Here is a 21,172-nt window from a genome sequence, read left to right as displayed (position 1 = left end):
AAGGCGTTTGCGGATTTTTTACGATTAGTGGCCTCGCCGTCTATCGAAGTTATCGAAAAGTCGGATGAAAAGATCACGTTAAAGTTTACCAATACTCCTCGGCAGTACGTAAACTCGCTACGCCGACTTGCAATCAGCGAGGTACCTACCCTTGCCATTGACGACGTTGTAATTCTTGAAAATTCTTCGGTTATGCACGATGAGGCGCTGGCCCACCGGCTCGGACTCATACCTCTAAAGACCGATCCTTCAAGATTCGTAATGCCTCACGACTGCGACTGCAAGAGCACTCTTGGCTGTAGCAAATGCCGCGTTCTCTTGGTTGTAGACGCCGAAGCTAGCGACAAGAGCCGGGTTGTAAGTTCCGGCGAGCTTGTCTCTGAAGACGAACAGGTAAAGCCCGTTAGCAGGGACATCCCAATAGTCGTCCTGGCACCTAGCCAGAAGCTAAAGTTTGAAGCCTACGCAAGGCTTGGGATTGGCAAAGACCATGCAAAGTGGCAGCCCACAGCGGCAGCAATTGTCAAAGACGGGGCTGACGAGAATGAGATAATACTGACCATCGAATCCAACGGTTCCATCGCTGCTGAGGACATATTGATGCTTGCTTGTGACAGACTAATTTCAAAGGTCAAGGAATTCAAGCAAACCATGGGCTCGCTCAAAGTTCCAAAGAGCGCCTAGGTACATACATTTATTTGGGGACTTCCGAGTATGGTTTTGCGTAACAATGATGGCGTTTAATACGCTTGTTGATAATTCCGTGTGGACACTGCGTAACGCTTACAAGAAAAGCAAGTCTCCTATCTGGAAGGCGCTCGAGCGGGAAATTTCTGGACCAAAGAACAACAGGAGAGAGGTAAACCTGGGTCGTCTGTCCCAAATAACAAAAGACGGAGAGACAGTTGTAATTGGGGGCAAAGTACTCGGCACAGGCAGCATGGACCACAAATTGACCGTGTGTTCATTCTCAATGTCCGAAGTAGCCGCAAAAAAGATTGTCGAGGCAGGCGGCCGAGTCATTAATTTTGAACAGTTGGTAAAGACAAACCCTGATGGGAAGGGAGTGAGGATAATTGGCTGACAAAAAGTCGGGCGCAAGCAAGCCTGCAGGCGGACAGAGACAGTTGATAGTTGTTGACGCAACAAATTGCATCGCAGGCAGGATGTGTTCGCATGTTTCCAAATTGTTGCTTAATGGAAACAGGGTCGCTATCGTAAACGCAGAGAAGGCAATGCTTTCTGGAAACCGCTACAAAACAATCGAACTGTACAAAGAGCACCTGGAAATAAACTCGGTGACTAACCCCATTCATGGTCCGTTCCATCCTCGCCGGCCTGATACCATGCTTACAAAAATGGTGAGAGGAATGGTTCCAAAGCGCAAAACAAGCGGCGTTGAAGCCCACAAAAGGCTCCGGGTGTACATAGGGGTACCCGAGGAGATAAAAAGCTCCAAGATGGAGTCATTCGAGGACTCGAAGATTACCAAGCCCGAATCATATTATATCTCCGTAGGCGACGTTGCAAAGCAGATAGGGTGGAAAGGAATTTGACAAACAAGGTCGAACTTTATCCTGGCCAGCGCAAGTCAAGCCGCGCCGTGGCTACAATCGCAAAAGGCACGGGGAAGGTCAGGATCAATAACACTCCAGCGGAAATTATAACTCCCGAGATAGCAAAAGAACTCGTACTTACCCCGCTTACTCTTATTGGCGAGCTGCGAAACAGGATAGACATCGACGTTCAGGTTCACGGCGGAGGTTTCATGGGCCAGGCTTTTGCTAGCGCCGTGGCAATCTCGCGTGCACTCACGGGCCAGGAAAAGGGTGGCAAGGATCCAAAGGAGCACCCATACACCCGAAGTGTCCGGGAGGAAATCCGCCGCAAGATCACGGAATATGACAGGCACCTTCTGTCCGGCGACAGCAGGCAGACTGAGTCAAAGAAATTCGGCGGCCCTGGCGCTCGTCGCAGAAAGCAAAAATCCTACCGGTAAACCTTTCCTTCTTTAAGGGTGTAAACCCGGTAGAGCCTTCCCGTCTCCCTGTCTGTATATCTCCATTCCTCCTTGCCAAGTGGCATCTCTTTGAACTTTGATTTGATGGACGGGTGGAGCATTTCATATACATCTTCGCCAACCGAAATCTTGTTGGGCTTTGTAAGCGACGTAATCTTGGACGCAATATTCATGCAGTAGCCGAGGATATCGATTAGGGAGCTGCGGTCGTGCCCATACTGCACCACAACGTTTTCTCCCTCATCAATTCCGACTTTTACGTTGAGTTCGGGATAGTCGTATTGGTTGAGAATGGGGTTTATCCCGTTCTTTATCACAGTAATCATGGAATTGGCGCACTGAACCGCCATGTCGCAAGCAAGGATTTTGTTATAGCTGGAGGGAAAGAAAGCGATCACCGCGTCGCCAACGTACTTTAGCACGTAGCCTTTGTGGCTCTGAACGACCGAACTCATTTCATAAGTGAAGGCCTGAATTATCGTGGACAGCTTTTCAGCGGGCAAGGTCATACTCATGTTGGTCGAGCCGGCTAGGTCTGCATAGAGAATTACCAGCCGGACCCTGCTGCTTACGTGGTTTAAGAGATACTCCTGGCCCTGACTGAGCGACGAGTCGTACTGAAACCTCCGAGTAAGGGCGCGCCATAACCTGTCTTGCGTCTGAGCGATAAGGGTGGCGGAATCTACCACCGCAGAATGGGAATTATCATCTGGAGCGCCGTCCATTATCATGTCCACAAGGCTATTGCTTGCGCTGGACTCAGACGCCCGTTTGGGAGCAGCACCCGTGGCCTCGGACATCGGGCCACTTTCCAGCCCCTTTTCAGTGGGCTTTCTCTCTTTATTCTTGCCTGACAATGACCGCAGAGACTCTGAGCTATTATCTAATTTAAACATGGTTAAAATATATGCCTGCTGACAGCTTGCTGTTTATTGCGCTTACCCTTTTCTGGGACCGATCCTATAAGCAAGAAATCCAAGGAAATGGTTGACCAGATCCTTGAGCTCTACTCGAAGGTCCTAAACCCCGTGGTAAAAATGCAAAGTGCCGAGGCGATGGTAGCTGACGGCTCGGTGATCGAGACAGATACTTTCGATCCGCGCCGGGTGGAGCTTGTCTATAACAACCTAAAGGCTAGGCTCCAAGACGAATGGGACTCATGCGAGATCTCAAGCTCCGACACCGATGACTTGCGCAGGATTTACTGCCAGATAATCAAAAAGATCGGCAGGCATTACAGGCTGACCGGCTACTTTGGCGTACAATTTCATGTACTTCCATACTACAGATCCGACAAGCGGATACCCGAGATAAAGCAGGCTCTCGCCCGCCTCGAAGAGTCTGCGGCCAAACTCTTTGTCTCGTTTTCAAGCGCCGCCGACTCGGCGCTGGAAGGAGAACTCCGTTCGGCGGGTCTTGCGGATTTGGACACCGAGGAACTACTCGTGCGGATGTTCGAAGACGAGCAGCTGCGAGAACGACTAGACATCAAGAATAGCGAGGTAAAGGGCGCGTTTCCAGAACTTGAGCGGATCACTTCCCAAAGGGATGCCCTGCTGTCAGAACTGAAGGATTTCGTACTCGAATTCTACCGCACAACGCCGGTACTTATTGACTCCATTAGGCTGCTCTCAGGCGAAGAGGGCATTGTTGCGTATTTTGATATCGAGTGGGTCTCCCCTGCAAAGGGCGCGCGAAGGAGATCAAGCGGTCAGGCCTCAGATTCGACCAGGGCGTTATTCGACCCTGCCAAACTCTCCGAGTCAGACGACAGAGCGCTCGTCAGCTCTCTTCAGCAGGTGTCAGACGCGCTGGAGCAGGCCCTGGCTGACTCGAGCTCCGTTCAGTCATGAAGTCCTGACTAATACGTTGAAAAAATAATTGCTAGATTTCGTGAATCAGTTCCGCAAGATTACGCTTTGGCTTTGGCATCAAGATCTTTTTGGGATATCCGATACAGAGGATCGAGGACGGGACGAGGTCAGTCCCCAGAGCTTCCATGACCTTTCGCTCATCAAACATTCCTATCCAGACGCTGCTAAGGCCAAGGGCATGTGCGGCTAGCTGCGCATAACCAGCCGCAAGCGTTGCGTCCTGGACTGAGAACTTCTTGATAATGTCTTCGGGGAAATTCATTTTGATGCGGGATGGATTCATGCAAAAAACAAGAACGACCGGTGCCCGTGCATGAGGCTGCTTGTTTGCCGCCAAAACGATTCTGGATTTTATGTCTTCATTTTTTACATTGTAGAGCTCAAAGCCCTGAAAGCCTCCAGCAGTGGGGGAGGTATCGGCGGCTGCGAAAATCATTTCAAGCTTCCAATCCTCTACGCTGCGGTCGTCAAAACTTCTCTGGGACCTCCTCCCTAACATTACGTTGAATATGTTGGTCTGAAGCACGTCGTCAATTTCCGACGGTGATCCTTCATATTTCGGATAGACAAGGCCCGCCTCTGACTTTGGGTACATGCGTGAAAAGATGTCCGACGGGTACACTGCTCTTTCTGTCATTGCGAAAGACAAAAACATTCCCCTCAGCCTTCCACCCGGTGGACTGTCCGGGGTTGCAGGCCTGCCACGCCTTACACGGTGAAATAGAATAAATACCCTCTCAGGCAATCTGCCTGCATGGAATGCGCAGTATATGATACATACGTTCAAAAAAAGGATGGCAAGGTTATGCATTTTGACGTCGTGGTAGAACACAAGACGCCGCATGAGAAGGCTATAGAATACGGCAAGATGTACCTGGAAAGCGTGGGACAGTCAGGACAAAAAATTACTTCAGAGGAATGCCAGTTCTGCCACATCCAGCAGGCACCTGCCATGGTCGAAAAATCCATTTCTCAAAAGGGCTACTACATCCAAAAAATGGAAGGCTGCCCTCCATAACCTCTTTATTGTTTTTCTCTCCTCCCGGCAGTTTTTTTCCTCACAAGTTATAATTATGGCATACTTTATGCCTAGCACAGATGGATCAAGCCCGCGGCCTGGACGCTAAACACCTTTCTGCCCCCAGCATTGATGATATCTATTCTGCCAGGCGCGTCCTTGATGGCGTAATCAGAAAGACCCCGCTCCAGACCTCTCGCACCTTCTCGCGTCTTACGGGCTCAAATCTTTACCTGAAGCTCGAATGCCTTCAGCTGACCGGTTCATTCAAAGTGCGCGGGGCCTACGTCAAAGTCAGCGCGCTTTCAGAAAACCAGGCAAAGCACGGGGTCATAGCCGCGTCGGCAGGGAACCACGCACAGGGAGTGGCATTTGCCGCTTCCTCAAAAAAAATCCCCTGTACTATCGTAATGCCGCAGAACGCCTCGCCTGCCAAGGTATCCGCGACGAGATCATACGGTGCAAAGGTGATACTGGAAGGATCAAACTACGACGAAGCTTGGGACTCTGCCAAGCGCATTGCGCAGGATGAGGGCAAGACCATTATCCACGCATTTGACGACCCGACAGTAATTGCTGGTCAGGGTACAGTCGGCTTAGAAATAATTGAGGACCTCCCGGACGTGTCAAAAATATACGTGCCTGTCGGAGGAGGCGGCCTTGCAGCGGGAGTGGCAATTGCTGTAAAATCCAAGAGGCCGGACGTCAAGATAATCGGTGTCGAGTCAAAGGCCTTCCCTGCTATGAAAGAGTCACTTGCAAGAGGGTCGCTCCAATCCGTCAAGCACGGTTATACCATTGCCGACGGCATCTCAGTCAAGAACCCCGGCAAGTTGACCTTTGAAATCATCCGCAAGCACCTGGACGACATTGTACTTGTCGAAGACATGGAAATCGTAAAGACGATGTTTCTGCTCATGGAAAGGGCCAAGCTGGTTGTCGAGCCCGCGGGAGCAGCCAGCCTGGCGTACCTTCTGTCAAACGGCAGGCAGCACCAACCCGGTGAAAACATTGTGTCTATTCTTTCAGGAGGAAACATCGACATGTACCTCCTCGGACAAATCGTGGCAAAGGGACTGATGCAGATGGGAAGGATGCTCAGGATATTCATCCTTCTTCCGGACAAGCCGGGAGCGCTAAGAGACGTCGTCGATGGAATCGCGGAGCTCAGCGTGAACATCGTGGAAGTGGAGCATGACCGGCTCAGCTCAAACATTCCGCCGGGCACTGCCGGAGTCTACCTGAGCCTGGAAATCGAGGATGAAAAACACGCGCAGCGGCTTGTCAATCTGCTGCACCAGAAAGGAATCGAGTTTAAGGTCGTTAGCTGACGTAATCGTATTCTCGCAGGCCGGCCTTGTCTGCGGTGCTCCCGCCAAGTTTTACCAGCACGAACTCGCTGTGAGGACAGATGACAGAGTCGGTGAAATCGCGTTCGTTTCTATGGAGCCTCTCATACTGCTCTATGGAGAGCTTCTGTCTCGAGCCAATGTCAGCTTCGAGGTCCATCCTGCTCACGACATCCTTGTACTCGGGCTGAATGATGCCGCTAAAGACCATGGCGCTGCTACCGCTGCCGTATGACCCAAATCCTACCCGCTTGTCGAACAGGTCGGTCCCCTTGTTATACTCGAACTCTAAGAGGCTACGCAGGCCCATGTACATTGAAGCAGTATAGAGGTTGCCAATGATAGACGATGCTTCAAGGGAACTGGCCATCTTGCTTTCATAGACCTCGTTGTAGAAAGAGGTCTGCATAAAGCCGCGCCTGAACTGCTCGTCGGCCTTCATGAACTGAGTGTCAGCAAGTATCGATTCTATTGTACCCCTGGGATCCTTTGGAACTGGCTCTTCCATGCTTATTTCCTTTACGACGTTCCTCCACCTTGGAAGATGCCTCCATTCGTGCCTGAGAAGGTATGCAAGGGCCTTTTCTCCCATCCTTCGATACGGAAGGTGCACCGCAAAGAAATCAATATGGTCAGTAATGGACTCGCCGTCTTTGAGCTTCAAAAGACCTGACTTGATTGCCTTCTCCTTGTAGGCGTCAAAGGCCTTTCTGACCGAAATGAGGTATAGCAGGTTGGAATAGCTTCCATTGACCAGAGGAGTTTCCTTGCCAAATGGCCGGTAAAAGTCATATTCGTTTTTGATGGTTGTGGAAGCAACTTTTTGGTCAAAAGCGAGAAGGCGGGGCTTCTCGCTTATCAAAAGCGCGACTGCTCCGGCGCCCTGGGTGTACTCGCCCGAAGAGCCGATGTCATACTTTGCAATATCGCTGACTACAACGATCGCTGCCTTGCCGTTGTTCTCCTCTGCCCTTATCCAGTTTGCATTATCGTAAAGCGCATAAGATCCGCTGACGCACGCAAACTTGCATTCGATGCCGCCCGCATGCTCGAACGAGCCCTCGCCGTAGATCTGCTCGAGCATTCCAACCACGAAAGAATTGAGAGCCTTTGACTCGTCAAGCGATGACTCGGTTGCCACATAAATCCTGCCTATATCTTGCGGGTGCAGATGGTTTCTCTGCATCAACTTGAGGCAGGCGTTGGCAGCCATGCAAGCTGGATCCTGGTTAGTGTCGGCGATGGCCATCTTTCTGATGCCAATGCCGTATTCAAGCTTTTGAGGGTCAATGCCTCTGGCTTCAGCAAAATCCTTGTAATCGATGTAAAGTTTGGGCACGTAAATAGCCAGGTCATCAATCCCTACGACTGGCAATTCGAAATCTGTATGCTCAGTACTCATTTAAACCTATTTCTGGAAATTATTGGACCCTGCATCCAACGCAGATAAACGCTGGCAACTGCAGATTCAGCTCATACATCCGGTAGCCTGCGAGGCGGCACATTTAAATTGTGATTCAGGAATAGAAATGCTACATCGACCAAACCGATGGGGAACAGCTTGGCCGGTTATGCAGGTGAGAAAAACTGCATAGCCGGTCAAGCATTTTGAATTATTGTTATCTGGTCTCAGGCTGACTATGCTGGATTTTTCTTTACCAACCTCTGGACTGCTATTGCGGCAGCAACTATGCCAGCTATGGCGATGAGGGAGCCTGCGGGGAATTCGGGTACCACCACGACGCCCCTCGCGTAATCCACGCGGATGTCGGAAGGAAGGTTTTGATAATCAATGGATGTTATCTTGGCTTCGGTTCTGTACGTCTTGTCGGCGGGGAAGTTCAGTGTCTGGGTATCCTGGCCGCCTTTTGCAACTAGTCCCGGTTTTGAAATCACCACATTGCCGTCCATGTCCTTGACCGTAAGGTCATAGTGGACGTTGCCGCTTATCTGCTGGCCCGTGCCCTGCGTATCAATGAACTGAAGGTGAAGCGTGCTGTCCTTGCCTGAAGCAAGCTGGCTGGGAGTCCATGTCACGATGACGTTGGACCGCTCTGCACGCCATTCTCCGCTGGTCTGGTTCTCTGCAACCGGGGCCGAGGCAGGCGAGAGGGCGAAATTCATCGAGGTATTGTTCTTTACGCCCGAAGTGGCCATGTTCAGCACATCGTTTTTGGCAAGCAAATAGTGGACGACGACTGCGTTGCTGTATGTGAACGGATCAACGATTAGCTGTCTGCCCTGCAGTGGCTGTCCATTGACCGTGGCATTAAAGGAATTCGTGTCGCCGATATCTTTGAGAGATTTTGGAATGCGAACTTCTTCATGGACGAGGAAGGAGGGAGCGTTCTTGATTCTCGTTGCATTCCAATTAAATGGCATACTCCAAGTAAAGGTCTTGGCGCTTGGGTTCAGGCTGAACCCGTTTGCTTTGTCGTAATATGAAATCAGCGTGGCGTTGTACTGCTGGCCGCTCTGCGAAATGTTTCTGTTCGTCACGTCGCCGACGCTCAGGTACGAGTCGAACGTGGGCGCGTTAGTGTCAGAGAACAGGTTTCTGATGTTGTCCACAGTCAATATCCTGATGTGAAAATGGTACAAGCCCCCGTCGAGCAAGAGCGGGCCGCTGATCTTGATATCGCCTCCCGGGTCCGCCTGCCATGCGTTGAGAAACGGGTCCTGGTTAGCATTAACAGTGACGGAGCCGTTTGTCGGCGTAATGTGGAGGGTGAGTAGCCCACTATCGGTCGTAAAGACCTGCTCCATGATGACCTTTGCATCTTTCTCAACTCCCTTCGTAACAGTGATGTCAAAGGTTGTGGATTTGATAGTCTCGTTCGTCTTGGCGTCGAAGAGGCGCAGCTGAAGGTATGCGTCAGAATTGGATCCACTTACGAGCACGGGTGGATTTATTCTCACAAACAAACTAGCATCGCGGTTTCCGACGCTTGCGGGAGGCAGGTTCTCCATAAAGAGGCCATCCGCGTAGACTTTCTTGTTAAATGCCAGAGCCGGAAAAACCAGAGCAAAAACAATTGCAGAGATCGTGGCGTATCGTACAAAGGCCTGTCCGATCACGATTTCGATTTGGAGCGATTGTATATTTAATTCTTGACAGAAATCGAAATTCGTACTAATGATTTATTATGAAGAATGGCGAAGTTTAGTTATTTCATGTCGCCAAGAACTAGCGCGACAATCCTTTCGGTTGTCGCCACGGCGGTCATAGTAACAATTGTTACGTCACTATTTTGGAACAGCGGGAGCCCTCCCGGCAGCAACGGCAAGCCCGCTTACAGCGCTCCAGGCGGCGGTACGATTACAATCATTACAATCTCCGCCGACGCACTCGTCCCTAATGCGACCTACACCATCGCTCCATTTCCTGCCTCCAAGTCTGGAGAAACGATAACCGTACAGGACGGGGGTCAGGGCGACAGTAACCCGACAGCGGGTGTCATAACAGTCGGCGGAATTAGCTCCGGCAACTATACCGTAACCCAGACCGCAGTGCCCCCACAGTTCCAGCTCAACAAGCTTTCCCGGCTCGTGACTATTTCTGGCTCGCAGTCATTGACTGTTAGTTTTTCTAATACCCAATCCCAGACGCAGGGCAACGATCAAGCTTCTAGCCCTGCCAAGAGCATTGTATACACTGTCAAGTTCGAGTGTGGCACGATTTCGGGGTCTGAAGGGCCTCTCCGGCCCGGCCATTATGATACGGACATTAGCATCTTTAACAAGCAAGATTTTCCAGTCAAGCTGTTCTGGAGTGCAAGCCTGAGCAAGGGCGCGCTTGGCAATACGATACTTCAAACGCTGCAGCCGCATACTGCTTCGGCCGTTGTGTGCAAGGATCTGACCCAGCTTTTCAGCGTAGGAAGCTCCTTCGCTGAAGGCTTCATCTCGATTGAAGCCCCGCTCGATCCGCAACTCCTCGGCGAACTCAGCGACAACGGCACATCAGTTGTGGGTCAGCAGTCGGGCCAGGTGGACCCGCTGGACGTGCAGGTTTTCTACACCGCTAATGCGCTCGACACACTGCCACACCCAGTGTACGCGGACAAGATTGTGTTTACTATTTTGAACGACTCTTCTTCAAAGATCCCCTCCTCGCAGCTGCTAAAGCTGCTCGACGTTACCGTGCCTTCAGACGTAGGGCAAATATCAGATCCTGAGGATAAAGTCAAACAATCGCTTGCTGCCAAGTACGGATTATCAGACTCAGAACTTGATGGGCTGAAAATCAGGATTGAAAGCGTCGGAGTGGGAGTCGGAACAATGATCGATGATCACGCGATCTCACTGTCGCACGTGCCTGCGCAGACAAAGCGCTAGGTGCTATCCTCTACTAGCTGCATTCTGACAAACAATATATTCATGCGCGGCGTTTTTGGTTACATGGCAAATTTCACCTTACCTCCACTTCCGTATTCCTACGACGCACTGGAGCCACACATTGACGCAAGGACGATGGAAATACATTACACCAAGCATCATCAGGCCTACACCGACAACCTCAACAAGGCACTTGGGTCTGCACCTGATTTCCAAAATATGGAGGCGGTGGACATATTGAAGAATATAGACGGCGTGCCTGAATCAGTCCGAGGCGCCGTGAACTTTAACGGCGGTGGTTTCGTTAATCACACTCTCTTCTGGAATAACATGAAAAAGGGCGGAGGCGGCGAGCCATCTGGCGAGCTTGCAAACGCGATAAAGAAAACTTTTGGCGGCTTTGCAGAGTTTAAGGACAAGTTTTCAAAGGATACCGTTGCCATTCAGGGAAGCGGCTGGGGATGGCTCGTTCTTAACAAAAACACCAACTCCGTCCAGTTTACCACCATGCCCAATCAGACGAGCCCTTGGACGAGGTGGAAGTCTGAAAAACTGGTCCCGCTTTTGGGGCTAGATGTCTGGGAGCATGCATACTATCTGAAGTATCAGAACAAACGCGCCGACTATGTGGCAGCGTGGTGGAACGTCGTAAACTGGGACGAAGTCGCAAAGCGCTTTAGCGCCTAGCGCATCTTTCTTTTTGACTGCAGTCTTGAGTTCATGAATTCAGGTTCACAAAGCTTATCGAGCTGTAATTTTGCCTCCCCGTCCTGCTGACAGCCATGTTGTAATCGAATATTTTCGGCGCATATTCTTTGAGGACCTGCATTAATCCATCAAGCGACTTGTCAAGATAAAAGCCCGGACAGTCGCCAGTAAACTGAAATGTTGCATGGGCAACTGCCTTTCCATCGGCGTCCGATTCTAGCCATGATGCAAAGGGGTAGAGCCAACAGACGCCTGGCTTGTCAGGATGTAGCTGGCAGGAACCAGAGTTATCAAGGTGCCTGCATCTGAGCGGGGTTCCGTCCTCTGATTCGCTCTCGTCAGGCTTTCTCTTGAGCGAGATCATGGTTAGGTTTGTAATGAGGTTTCCGAATGCCGCGTGTTCCTCCCAGCTGGAAATCGTTGTCTCGTTCTGCAGGAATTTCGCTAAACTGTGGTAACCTAATTTTCTTGATATTATTTCCATATCCTTGGTTGTAAGCGGCAGTCTGCCTTGCCGTTCGCAGCAGTTGTGGCAGTCCGGCCAAAGACACTTCCAGACGACATACAACCCCTCCCGCGAAAGCGTGGGAATATGAAATATGACGCCGTCCACAGAAAGCCGGGTCTCAGTGACATCGTCGCGCCTGCCTAGCTCGAAATCGTATACGCGCGGATCTATTTCCCATTTCTCTGATAAAATCTTCAGGGAATGCTCTACCGGATTGACCTGTTGCCCTTCCAAGCTCTATTGAGTTATAAAACCGGGAGTTTAAATCTACCCTATCTTGCGCCAAAGCCCGCAGACTAGGCAAGACGGGCGGTTCGCAGAGGGGTTTGACCCTGCGCACAAGAGCTCCCCGGCCCACGGCCGAAAGCCTCGGGAGAGGAAGGGCAAGCACGCGTCGTCGACAGAGAATAGGAGGATGGTGTGGGAATACGTTGTATGGCCGCTGGTTCTCGACCTGAACAGGTCTTACTTCAGCTTGGACGAATACCACCAGAAACGAAATGCTTACTGCAGGCAGAGCGGAATAATGCCGTCCAAAGTGGCAGGAGGTTTTGTGTCGCTTTTGATAAAAGGAATTATTTCGAGAAACAAGAACATCTACTCTATCCATTATAGGCTGATCCCCTACATGCGCAAGCGAGCGCTGCTGGAATACGGCCAAGTGATTAGGGAAATCAATACCAAGCGTTAAATATCGGTATCTTAGTTTCGTCATGCGTAGCTCGTGTTAGCCCGGTCGAGCCTGAAAATTAAAAGGTTTCAGGCGCCGATTCTAGTGGCCAATCTCCATGGTTGAGGGCTAGGGATTCCAGGCTCTGGATCTTTTAGAGAAGATACCTGGAGACAGCAGTTCGAATCTGCTCCGGGCTACCAATCATCTTATCCCCGCGGACCGGCCTGAACGATTTCCTTCTGCACGCTGCCAAACTTTTCAAAGTTCTTTATGAAGAGTCCGGCCAGCCTTCTTGCAGACGAGTCGTATCTCTCCTTCTCGGACCAAGTGTTTCGCGGGTCCAAAACGTCTGAAGGCACGCCGGGGCAGAACGTTGGCATGTCAAGGTTAAAGATCTCGTGGTGCCTCAATGGTGCCTTGTCGATTTCACCAGACAGAGCCGCTGTAACCATTGCCCTCGTATAGGACAGGTTCATCCTCTTCCCGACCCCGTATGGACCACCTGACCAGCCAGTGTTTATGAGGTAAACTCGAGTAGAGTGCCCGGCAATCTTTTTTCCAAGCATCTTGGCGTAATCCTGCGCATGAAGGGGCATGAAAGGCGCCCCGAAACAATGAGAGAACGTCTCGCGCGGCTCTGTAATTCCGCGCTCGGTGCCTGCCAGCTTGCTCGTATAGCCTGACATAAAGTGGTACATTGCTCCCTCGCGACTCAATTTGGAAATCGGGGGCATTACGCCAAACGCGTCGGCCGTCAGAAAAACAATCACCTTCGGGTGGCCCGCGACGCTTGGTATCACCGAGCCATCGATATAGTCAAGAGGATAGGCTACCCTTGTATTTTCTGTCCTCTGGCCGTCATCAAAATCCGGCTCGCGGGTTTCCGGGTTGACGATGACGTTTTCCATCACCGCGCCAAACCGGATGGCATTCCAGATTTGCGGCTCCTTTTCCTTGCTCAGGTTTATGCACTTGGCGTAGCAGCCTCCTTCAAAGTTGAAAATGCCGTGGTCTGACCATCCATGCTCGTCGTCCCCGACAAGCCTTCTCTGGGGGTCTGCCGAAAGCGTGGTCTTGCCTGTGCCGGAAAGGCCGAAAAACAGGGCCGTGTGCCCATCTGATCCGACGTTGGCCGAGCAGTGCATTGGAAATGTGCCCTTTCTTGGAAGCAGAAAGTTCATGATGGAGAACATTGCCTTCTTTATCTCTCCTGCGTAGGACGTCGAGCCTATGAGAACGATTTTCTTTTTGAAGTTTATTATGATGAATGTCTCAGTTCTTGTGCCCTCCGTCTTGGGGTCCGCGGCAAAGTCGTCGCATGAAAGCAGCGTAAACTCGGGCCTAAAGTGCCCCAGCTCCTCACTCGAAGGCCGGATAAAGAGCTGCCGCGCAAACAGGTTGTGCCAAGCACGGTTATTGATTACCCGGATCGGCAACCGGCTGGAAGGGTCCGCACCTACAAATCCGTCAAAGACATAAAACTCGCCGCCCTCCGCGTGGGCACGCATGCGCTTAAGGATCTTTTCGAAATTCTCTTCGGAAATAGGCTTGTTGACCTTGCCCCAGTCAACAATGTCATGAGTGGTTTCATCGTCAACAATGTACTTGTCATCGGGAGACCTTCCGGTGAACCTGCCTGTATTAACTGACAGGGCGCCAGAGGAGGACAGGATTCCTTCCTTCCTCGCAATAATTGTTTCAACCATCGCAGGAACCGACAAATTCCGGTGAGTCCTGCCGAGACGAAATTCCATCTCTGCGAGCTGTATGATTCCTGTAGTTAAAATCTTTGGGTCGTCACTAACTAGCATGTCCACTAAGGCTATACTAACTAATTTTAAAGACAGCAAGCAAAAATCCTATTGAACTGAGACACTGTACAAGCCTTCACTCAAGCAAATTCCAAGAATGTTGCTAGGAGCGGAATGCGGAATTCAACATCTTATTTCATGACTCCCAGTTTGCCGGAATCATACTTTACACGCATGTTCTGCGATGCTCTCGCGTGATCTCCGCTCTTCCGCCAATCAATGGCCGGAGTTATGCACTAGCGGCGCTGGGACGAGCGACGTTTTACGGGCTGCGGATCGGAGGCGTATCGGTCTCTTAGGTTTGATATGAAGCGATTGATTTCATCGGGTGTCAGGGCGACCATGTCTTCGGAGAAGTCACGAGACAAGCTTTGTGTCAGTGAAAGCTGGTAGCTTAAAAAGATTTACCAGAAATTTGTTCTTGAAAATTGCACCAGTTGCAATTTATTGACCCTGACAACCAAAACGCGGGAGCGCGACGCAGCTATTGGCGATCCTGAAAAGATCGCTGGATGGCACGGCTGATTTCATCGGTATTGCTGCCGAGCAGCTCTCTGAACTCTATGAACTCTTGCCTTGTCTCGCTTCTTCCAAGAATCCTCCTGGTCTGGTAGTGAAACGAATTGTAAATCCTGCCGACAATAATTCCGAAAAGAAAATCGCGCGGGTTTTTGACTTCGCCTATCAGTGCTTCGGCAATAAGTTTTGCATCTTCGCTGTTATCCGCGGCCTCGTGAATCTTCTTTATCACCGAGTCCCTGACACGGCTGTCCATTAAACACCTGTCCTAGCAGGGTGCCGGATATTAAGCGAATTCCTTTTAGTTTAATGCGGCCGGTCCTAAGGCAATCGAAAAGCCCTAATCGCGTTTGATTGACTTTTCGGGTTGCATTATCATCCCGGACATGTCAATTTCGAAAAAGGTCTTCAGGATTCCGATGTACGTTTCAACCGGCGGCGGGATCTCCTTTTCACAGGCGACGCCCATATTCCAAGCGTTGATCCAGATGACCATGCTTTGAATCATGTTCAGGAACCTTCTATATTCTGCCTGGACGGACCCCAGCTGGTCTATGTACCGCTCTGCCAGCAGCCATGCAGCGGTGAAGTCGATACACCTGTTGCCGTATATGGCTTCTATCTGGTCACGAATTGACCTGGCCTTATGGAACGGCTTTTTACACACAAAAAATGGAAACTCGACCTTGTCTGGAAGGTTCATGCCGAGTGGAGACCAGACTGTAATTACCCGGGCTCCATCCCTGAGGTCGCGGCGGAACTTTTTCTCCATTTTTCTCACAACTTCGGGTTCGCTAAACCAAAACAGGATTACGGTCGCATCCGAAATGTCGGCGTCAAGTACGTCCGTTTGTCGAATTTCGGCCCGCTTGATTTTAGAGATATTTCTTGCTGCGACCTCTGCAAATTCCTTATTCAGCTCAACGCCGATAGATTTTCTCACCTTAAATTCGAGGGCGGCCATCGCGACTGCCTCGCCGGTTCCACATCCGAGGTGGTAAAAGACGTCTGTCCGCTTGAGGCCTGCAAATTTTAAGATGCGCTGCAGAACGTGTTTGGAAAGCAGGACTTTGTCTCCGGACACCACATCTTTCGGCAGGCTGGAGACAAACTCATCGATATCCAACCGAATCCTCTTCCGCCAGTCGATAATAAGAATTAACTTCGCCCGTCAGCTAGTTATTTCTAGGCGGACGAACAGTTGTACGCACATGGCAGTGCATGCCGAGATAAGCATAGTGCCCATTACCGGCAGGAAAAGCGCAAGCATGAGCACGCAGATAGCAGCTGCGTTTAAGGCCATTCGGAGCGTCAGGGGGGTCCATGCAACACTAACCGCCCTTGGCACCCAGATCGAGGCTGAGAATCTTGAACGCGTCTTAGAGGCGGTTTCGGCAGCCCATATGGCGGCAAGGTCAAGCGGTGCACAGAGGATCATTACCAGCGTAAGGATTGATGAACGACTGGACAAGAATCAAACACTCGAGGACAAAATCGAGTCTGTATCTAGAAAGTTAAGCCGGCCAAAGAGGCGATAGTTGGCCGGGCCTCATGCCCTCAAACGTCAACGTAGACAATACCGTTCTCGACGCTCACCCTGTAAGCGGTAAGGGCCTTCAGCTTCTGCGGGAACCAAGTGAGCGATCCGGTAGTCACGTCCCATTTAGCGCCGTGCCAGGGACAGGTGAGCTCCTTGCCGCTGAGTTCTCCCTCGTGCAACTCGGCCCCCGCATGGTTGCACACGTTGCTCGTCGCGTAATATGACCCATCAACATTGGCGACCAGGATTTCCTTTCCACCTGCTGTCACGTGAGTAATCTTTCCCTCAGGAATATCAGAGGTATTTCCTACGACGACCTTTGCCATGTTGTCTGGAACCTGTTGCACATATTTTAATTTCTCTGGCTTGCGCAAAGCCCCGACGCTTCAACTATAACTTTCGTGCTCTCTCGACACGATGAGAAAACAAAGCAGCGCCTTCTGGGCATGCAGCCTGTTTTCTGCTTCCTGCCACACCCTTGAGGCGGGACCGTCGATTACCTCAGAGGTGACCTCCTGGCCTCTCTTTGCCGGCAGGCAATGCAGAAAGATTGCCTCCGGCTTTGCAGTTGACATGAGCTGTGCGTTTACCTGATATTTTGGATAAAATGCCTTCTGCCTGTCAGAGATTTCCTCCTCTTTGCCAATGGATACAAAAGTGTCAGTAACTATCACGTCAGCATCGGCCGCAGCAAAACGCGGATCGTCTCCTATCTGTATCTGCGAACCGCTTTCATCCCCTGCCTTGCGGGCGATGTCGACAGCTCGCTCCAGAGGCGCATAATCCGCTGGACACGCTACAGATATGTCTGCACCTGTCTTGGCACAGCCTATCAGCAAGTCGTTACACACGTTATCGCCGTCCCCCAGCCATGCGACCTTGATCCCCTTTAAGCGACCAAAGCATTCCTGGATGGTCATGAGGTCCGCAAGGGTCTGACACGGGTGAAAATGATCCGAGAGCCCGTTGATTACGGGCACCGAGGCATGCGAAGCCAGCGTCTCGAGATCGGCATGGGCATAGACTCTGGCCATGACACAGTCCATGTAAAGCGAGAGCGTCTTGGCTGTATCCTCAATAGTCTCGCCTCTTGCAAGCTGAATTTCCGAAGAATTGAGGCTGATGGCGTATCCCCCTAGCTGGCTAATTGCCACCTCAAAACTAACCCGGGTGCGCGTCGAGGGCTTTTGAAAGATCATCCCTAGGCACCTCCCCCTGAGTGGCTGGGTCATGCGACCTGATTTCAAGTCGCGCTTTAGTTGCCTTGCAGCGTTGATTATCTCGAGGATTTCCGCCGACGATAAATCCGAAATCGAAAGGACGTCCCTTTTGGCCAGTCCGCGCACCTCTTGCCCTCCCTTATTTGAGGAGGTCTTCAATGTCTTCATCTGAGAGATAGATTACCTCGTCTTTCTGCCCGCCCTTGTCTTTATCATCCTTGCGCTTCTTTGGAGGCGATTCAGGCGCTCTAACTTCTTTTTCCTCCTCTCGGGGTTCTTCGGCAAGCTGCAGGTCCTCCTGCCTTTTCTCCCTCTCCCGCTCCTCTCTTTTTTTCTTCTCTTTCTCTTCCTTCTTGTCGTCATCAGCGCTGGATTTTCTGCCAAAGAATCCGAAGCGGCTCTTTTTTCCTGGCTTTGCCTCGACATGCTCGGGTGCTTGTGGCTGCTCAGCAGTTGCCCTTGGCAGATCCTTTTCTTCTGCGCGCTGTTCCTGAACAGGAGATGTCTGACCACGTTCTTTGAGGCCGCCTGGGATTGTCTCCGGAGGTTTGACGTCGCGAGGTTCCTCTGCTGTCTTTTCGCGGCTGCCAATGGTGAATAAGGGGCCGGATGAGGCCTGGGTAGCAATTGGCCGCTCATCCTTTGAGGCACGCTCAGCGGTCGGCTTCAATGGCTCTATGGCCGGAGGCTGAACTTCCGCTGCAGGCTCAGGTGGGGACTGAATGGCTCCTGGCGTCATAAGGCTTTCCACCGTGACGTCTGCCGCGGCGCCAAACAGCGTTTCTATGAACTTGTCCGGATTGAACGGAATAATGTCGTCATAGCCCTGACCGACGCCGATATACACTATTGGCTTTGACGTAATGCTGGCAATAGATATTGCCGACCCGCCCTTCGCGTCCGCGTCCACCTTGGTAAGAACCGCCCCGTCGAAATTCGTATACTGAAAAAATTCTCTCGCCTGATTTATCGTATCGTTGCCAGCAAGCGAATCGCCAATGAACAGCTTCATGTCCGGCTTGACAACGCGCACAATTTTTGCCATCTCGTCCATAAGGTTCTTGGACGTCTGCATCCTGCCGGCAGTGTCGACAAGAACAACGTCGATGTAGTGCTTGCGTGCATATTCTAATGCGTCCCTTCCAACCGCAGAAGGATCCGCGCCGTACCTCTGGGCGATAACCTTGATGGCAAGTCTTTCACAATGCTGGGAAAGCTGTTCAATAGCTCCAGCCCTGTGGGTGTCACCCGCGGCAACTACGACTGATATGCCGCTTTTGCGCAGCATGTTCCCGATCTTGGCAACGGTCGTGGTCTTGCCTGTACCATTTATTCCGAGAAATACAATTGAAAAAGGACCCGATTTTGATGCCTTCTTTGCGCTAATCCTTTCCGCAATGTCCAGCCGGCCGGCCTTTGCAAAAACCTCAGCTATGGATTGTTTGAACCTTGATTGAATGACTTCTTCTGCCGTCTGGCCTTTTTCGAGCCTTAGCCCGAGCAGGGTCTTTTTGAGGTTATCAGTAAGAGAATCGACGACTTCCTGGGCAACGTCGCTCTCAAGCAGGCCAATCTGGAGCTCTAGGAGCGTGTCGTCGAGTACCTTGGCGGAGATCTCCTTCTGCCCTATGCTCTTTGCGGCGCTCGAAAACGCCTTTCGGAGTTTGTCAAACAATGGTCAAGCAGTCTCCATATTGTCTGGGAAGGCCGTAAGCATTATTTCTTTCCGCGGCACGCCGGCGCGAATCACTGGGCGCCGCGCAAAAGCTGGTTTACCTGCGACTGCAGCTGCTGCATTCTCATTGCCAGCTCCGCCCTCTGCGCCTCCAGCTGCCTGGCAGCCACTTCAAACTCCTTTATTCGGGCCTCGACAAAGTTCAGAGCGTCGTCCCGGCTTTTTTCAACAGCTACCCCTGCTCCAAGGTTAACCAGCAGCTTCTTGACGGGCGGCACAGTCGCGTGAATATGGACTCCGATGCCGATTGGCATAAGAGAGTCTATCTGGCTTTCGGGCGAGGTTGCCTGAATCGTACTGGACGCCAGTCTTGCCTCTTCAAGCATCCGTGCTACGGTTACCTGCCGGGTCATGACATCGTTAAGATATGCTTCATAAACCCTTGACTGCTGCACAAGTTCGTTTATCTGCTGCTCAATCGCAGCGGCTGACTGGGCACTGTGATGCTTAGGGTTGGCACTGGAACGTGGGTCGCTGGCGCTCATTGCCTCGACTGCTCCTGCACGATTTTTAAAGCTTTAGATTCTTGAGATTTGCAGCATGTTGGACATCGTGATGTCCATCCCATAGCGGTCTTCATTGGCTTTCATGTGCTGGTAAATCTTGAGCATCTCCATGGAATGTTTGACCATGCTGAACTGGCCGGATATTTTCAACTGAATGAAGCGGAATACGAGCGAATAAATTTTGAATTTTTGAAGTACCGCCATTCTGTAGGCTTCCGAATCCCCCAGATTTTGCACAAACAGCTCGGCACACCAAGTCGACGGGATTATCCCTTCGCCGAGCAGCGGAAATACAGTGCCTATCGACTCGCCGACGCCTATCGTCTTGTGTCCGTCTGTGAATGGCTCGCAATCTGCCGGAGGGCTTAGCCTTACGGGCCTGCCGACTTTTTTGAGCACTTCGCACTTGTGCGTCGCAAGAAAATCGTCGAGGAACTGATTGTGCGTCCTGTTAAAGTCGCCGGCGCCGATATGGGCGATGCCACCGCCGAGCGGAAAATACCAAAAGTAGCCAGACATCGAAGGAAACGACTTTAGGTAAAAATCGTCAAAGGGCTCCCTTCCCGACTCGTATCTTACCTTGTACTGAACGCAGGGGATCCACATCTCCCTCGCCAGTCGCGGGAGGTAATTCCTGTGAAAACCAGTCGAATCAATGATAACGTCATAATCATCCTCCAGCTCGCTTTTTCTCGGCGCTCGGCCAAACTTTATTTCTGTTCCCCGTATCATGTCCTGGATAAGTCGGAGTTTGTCGTAACTTACCATCCCTCTGAGTCCAAGGTCGATATTTTTCCTGTCGCCAAGGTCTACATGCATGGTCTTCCCTTTGTGTAAAACGTAATCCTCAAAGTTCAGGCCGCAGTTCTTCGCAAGCCCTGACATGACGCTGTCGCAGGTAGCCCACGCGCACACGGCATCGTGCTGATCCTCAGGCATCCTTTCAAAACCAGTAACATGCACGTCGTGACTGTCGCTCAGGCGGTTCATAAGATACGCTCCTGCAACGCCGATACCAACGACAGCTAACTTCAAAGGCTAATCAAATTCCATTGCGATGCAATAAAAAGATTGGCGCGATTTGGATGGTATGAAAGGGAAAGAAGGAGAAATATACCTCGAAGGCAATGCATGCACCGTGGAATGTCCAGAAAAGCTCAGGTAAGGATGCCGCCTACCGCGAGGCTGGGCATCGCAATTCTCGTTGTCGGGGCAATTATTGTGGGAATTGGTGAGTACCAGAACATAGATGCGATGTCGCTTTATGGAGTGATAATGGTCGGCTGCGGGTTCGTCTTGTACATGGCTTCATCGGTGGTAGCAAGGCGGGCTATTCGAAAATAGTAATCGGCA

The 21,172-nt window shown here is 51.2% G+C and carries 25 protein-coding genes and 1 tRNA gene; 13 read left to right on the top strand and 13 right to left on the bottom strand.

What is annotated here, in order from left to right:
- The first annotated feature begins 27 nt into the window (after nt 1-27).
- Genes ABI361_03195 through rpsI form a run of 4 tightly spaced genes read left to right on the top strand, consistent with a single transcriptional unit; the run spans nt 28 to nt 1,999 of the window.
- Entirely contained in the window at nt 28-684 is a 657-nt protein-coding gene (locus tag ABI361_03195) for a DNA-directed RNA polymerase subunit D (GenBank protein MEO9319658.1), read from the top strand.
- Nucleotides 685-730: 46 nt separating this feature from the next.
- On the top strand, nt 731-1,084 hold the full coding sequence (locus tag ABI361_03190; GenBank protein MEO9319657.1) for a 50S ribosomal protein L18e: 354 nt from the start codon (nt 731-733) through the stop codon (nt 1,082-1,084).
- Entirely contained in the window at nt 1,077-1,556 is a 480-nt protein-coding gene (locus ABI361_03185; protein MEO9319656.1) for a 50S ribosomal protein L13, read from the top strand. The genes ABI361_03190 and ABI361_03185 overlap by 8 nt, the downstream gene beginning before the upstream one ends.
- Nucleotides 1,541-1,999 carry a 30S ribosomal protein S9 gene (rpsI, locus tag ABI361_03180; GenBank protein ID MEO9319655.1) on the top strand — a complete coding sequence of 153 codons (459 nt, stop codon included), beginning with the start codon at nt 1,541-1,543 and terminating at the stop codon, nt 1,997-1,999. The genes ABI361_03185 and rpsI overlap by 16 nt, the downstream gene beginning before the upstream one ends.
- Here rpsI and ABI361_03175 read toward each other — a convergent pair.
- Nucleotides 1,990-2,877, bottom strand: coding sequence for an adenylate/guanylate cyclase domain-containing protein (locus ABI361_03175; GenBank protein ID MEO9319654.1), 888 nt, complete (start codon nt 2,875-2,877; stop codon nt 1,990-1,992). The two genes, rpsI and ABI361_03175, sit on opposite strands and share 10 nt — an antisense overlap.
- A 75-nt stretch (nt 2,878-2,952) precedes the next feature.
- Here ABI361_03175 and ABI361_03170 point away from each other — a divergent pair, with 75 nt between their 5' ends.
- Complete coding sequence (locus ABI361_03170; GenBank protein MEO9319653.1) at nt 2,953-3,873, top strand: hypothetical protein; 921 nt, start codon at nt 2,953-2,955, stop codon at nt 3,871-3,873.
- A 31-nt stretch (nt 3,874-3,904) separates the two neighbouring features.
- Here the strand turns inward: ABI361_03170 and ABI361_03165 are convergent, their stop codons facing one another.
- Nucleotides 3,905-4,489, bottom strand: a complete 585-nt coding sequence (locus tag ABI361_03165) for a nitroreductase family protein (GenBank protein ID MEO9319652.1) — start codon at nt 4,487-4,489, stop codon at nt 3,905-3,907.
- A 159-nt stretch (nt 4,490-4,648) separates the two neighbouring features.
- Between ABI361_03165 and ABI361_03160 the strand changes: the two genes are divergently transcribed.
- Together ABI361_03160 and ilvA are read left to right on the top strand one after the other, a co-directional pair.
- The gene (locus ABI361_03160) at nt 4,649-4,912 is read left to right on the top strand and encodes a DUF2024 family protein (GenBank protein MEO9319651.1); all 264 of its coding nucleotides are present in this window, start codon (nt 4,649-4,651) and stop codon (nt 4,910-4,912) included.
- Between the two features lie 80 nt (nt 4,913-4,992).
- Complete coding sequence (gene ilvA / locus ABI361_03155; GenBank protein ID MEO9319650.1) at nt 4,993-6,243, top strand: threonine ammonia-lyase; 1,251 nt, start codon at nt 4,993-4,995, stop codon at nt 6,241-6,243.
- Here the strand turns inward: ilvA and ABI361_03150 are convergent.
- Nucleotides 6,236-7,663, bottom strand: a complete 1,428-nt coding sequence (locus tag ABI361_03150) for a hydroxymethylglutaryl-CoA synthase (protein MEO9319649.1) — start codon at nt 7,661-7,663, stop codon at nt 6,236-6,238. The two genes, ilvA and ABI361_03150, sit on opposite strands and share 8 nt — an antisense overlap.
- Before the next feature lie 236 nt (nt 7,664-7,899).
- A complete protein-coding gene (locus ABI361_03145) occupies nt 7,900-9,339 on the bottom strand; it encodes a hypothetical protein (protein ID MEO9319648.1) in 1,440 nt (479 codons plus the stop codon).
- A gap of 96 nt (nt 9,340-9,435) precedes the next feature.
- Between ABI361_03145 and ABI361_03140 the strand changes: the two genes are divergently transcribed.
- Together ABI361_03140 and ABI361_03135 are read left to right on the top strand one after the other, a co-directional pair.
- Nucleotides 9,436-10,599: a hypothetical protein gene (locus ABI361_03140; GenBank protein ID MEO9319647.1), complete on the top strand. Its 1,164-nt coding sequence runs from the start codon at nt 9,436-9,438 to the stop codon at nt 10,597-10,599.
- Between the two features lie 63 nt (nt 10,600-10,662).
- Complete coding sequence (locus tag ABI361_03135; GenBank protein ID MEO9319646.1) at nt 10,663-11,286, top strand: superoxide dismutase; 624 nt, start codon at nt 10,663-10,665, stop codon at nt 11,284-11,286.
- A 31-nt stretch (nt 11,287-11,317) separates the two neighbouring features.
- Here ABI361_03135 and ABI361_03130 read toward each other — a convergent pair whose 3' ends face one another.
- Complete coding sequence (locus ABI361_03130) at nt 11,318-12,049, bottom strand: YkgJ family cysteine cluster protein (GenBank protein MEO9319645.1); 732 nt, start codon at nt 12,047-12,049, stop codon at nt 11,318-11,320.
- 43 nt (nt 12,050-12,092) lie between these two features.
- On the opposite strand from ABI361_03130, the gene ABI361_03125 reads away from it, so the two are divergent.
- Together ABI361_03125 and ABI361_03120 are read left to right on the top strand one after the other, a co-directional pair.
- Nucleotides 12,093-12,506 carry a hypothetical protein gene (locus ABI361_03125; protein ID MEO9319644.1) on the top strand — a complete coding sequence of 138 codons (414 nt, stop codon included), beginning with the start codon at nt 12,093-12,095 and terminating at the stop codon, nt 12,504-12,506.
- A gap of 38 nt (nt 12,507-12,544) precedes the next feature.
- Nucleotides 12,545-12,688 (top strand) — tRNA-Gln (locus ABI361_03120).
- A gap of 6 nt (nt 12,689-12,694) precedes the next feature.
- Here ABI361_03120 and pckA read toward each other — a convergent pair.
- The 3 genes from pckA to ABI361_03105 all read right to left on the bottom strand — a co-directional run bounded on the left by pckA (nt 12,695) and on the right by ABI361_03105 (nt 15,944).
- Nucleotides 12,695-14,242 carry a phosphoenolpyruvate carboxykinase (ATP) gene (pckA, locus tag ABI361_03115; protein ID MEO9319643.1) on the bottom strand — a complete coding sequence of 516 codons (1,548 nt, stop codon included), beginning with the start codon at nt 14,240-14,242 and terminating at the stop codon, nt 12,695-12,697.
- Nucleotides 14,243-14,783: 541 nt separating this feature from the next.
- Nucleotides 14,784-15,074: a hypothetical protein gene (locus ABI361_03110; GenBank protein ID MEO9319642.1), complete on the bottom strand. Its 291-nt coding sequence runs from the start codon at nt 15,072-15,074 to the stop codon at nt 14,784-14,786.
- A gap of 84 nt (nt 15,075-15,158) precedes the next feature.
- Nucleotides 15,159-15,944 (bottom strand): SAM-dependent methyltransferase, encoded by a 786-nt coding sequence (locus ABI361_03105; protein MEO9319641.1) that lies wholly within the window; start codon nt 15,942-15,944, stop codon nt 15,159-15,161.
- A gap of 85 nt (nt 15,945-16,029) precedes the next feature.
- Here ABI361_03105 and ABI361_03100 point away from each other — a divergent pair, with 85 nt between their 5' ends.
- Entirely contained in the window at nt 16,030-16,356 is a 327-nt protein-coding gene (locus ABI361_03100; protein MEO9319640.1) for an MTH1187 family thiamine-binding protein, read from the top strand.
- Nucleotides 16,357-16,375: 19 nt separating this feature from the next.
- On the opposite strand, the gene ABI361_03095 is transcribed toward ABI361_03100, so the two are convergent.
- The 5 genes from ABI361_03095 to ABI361_03075 form a co-directional block, all read right to left on the bottom strand.
- Nucleotides 16,376-16,684, bottom strand: a complete 309-nt coding sequence (locus ABI361_03095) for a non-heme iron oxygenase ferredoxin subunit (GenBank protein MEO9319639.1) — start codon at nt 16,682-16,684, stop codon at nt 16,376-16,378.
- A gap of 60 nt (nt 16,685-16,744) precedes the next feature.
- Nucleotides 16,745-17,704, bottom strand: a complete 960-nt coding sequence (gene argF, locus ABI361_03090; protein ID MEO9319638.1) for an ornithine carbamoyltransferase — start codon at nt 17,702-17,704, stop codon at nt 16,745-16,747.
- Between the two features lie 13 nt (nt 17,705-17,717).
- The gene (gene ftsY / locus ABI361_03085; GenBank protein ID MEO9319637.1) at nt 17,718-19,253 is read right to left on the bottom strand and encodes a signal recognition particle-docking protein FtsY; all 1,536 of its coding nucleotides are present in this window, start codon (nt 19,251-19,253) and stop codon (nt 17,718-17,720) included.
- Nucleotides 19,254-19,324: 71 nt separating this feature from the next.
- Nucleotides 19,325-19,798 (bottom strand): prefoldin subunit alpha, encoded by a 474-nt coding sequence (gene pfdA, locus ABI361_03080; GenBank protein MEO9319636.1) that lies wholly within the window; start codon nt 19,796-19,798, stop codon nt 19,325-19,327.
- A gap of 33 nt (nt 19,799-19,831) precedes the next feature.
- On the bottom strand, nt 19,832-20,854 hold the full coding sequence (locus ABI361_03075) for an NAD(P)/FAD-dependent oxidoreductase (GenBank protein MEO9319635.1): 1,023 nt from the start codon (nt 20,852-20,854) through the stop codon (nt 19,832-19,834).
- 108 nt (nt 20,855-20,962) lie between these two features.
- Between ABI361_03075 and ABI361_03070 the strand changes: the two genes are divergently transcribed.
- Nucleotides 20,963-21,163 carry a hypothetical protein gene (locus tag ABI361_03070; protein ID MEO9319634.1) on the top strand — a complete coding sequence of 67 codons (201 nt, stop codon included), beginning with the start codon at nt 20,963-20,965 and terminating at the stop codon, nt 21,161-21,163.
- Nucleotides 21,164-21,172: the final 9 nt, after the last annotated feature.

Source organism: Nitrososphaera sp. (assembly GCA_039938515.1).
Lineage (GTDB): Archaea > Thermoproteota > Nitrososphaeria > Nitrososphaerales > Nitrososphaeraceae > Nitrososphaera.
This window is presented reverse-complemented; position numbering and strand designations above follow the sequence as displayed.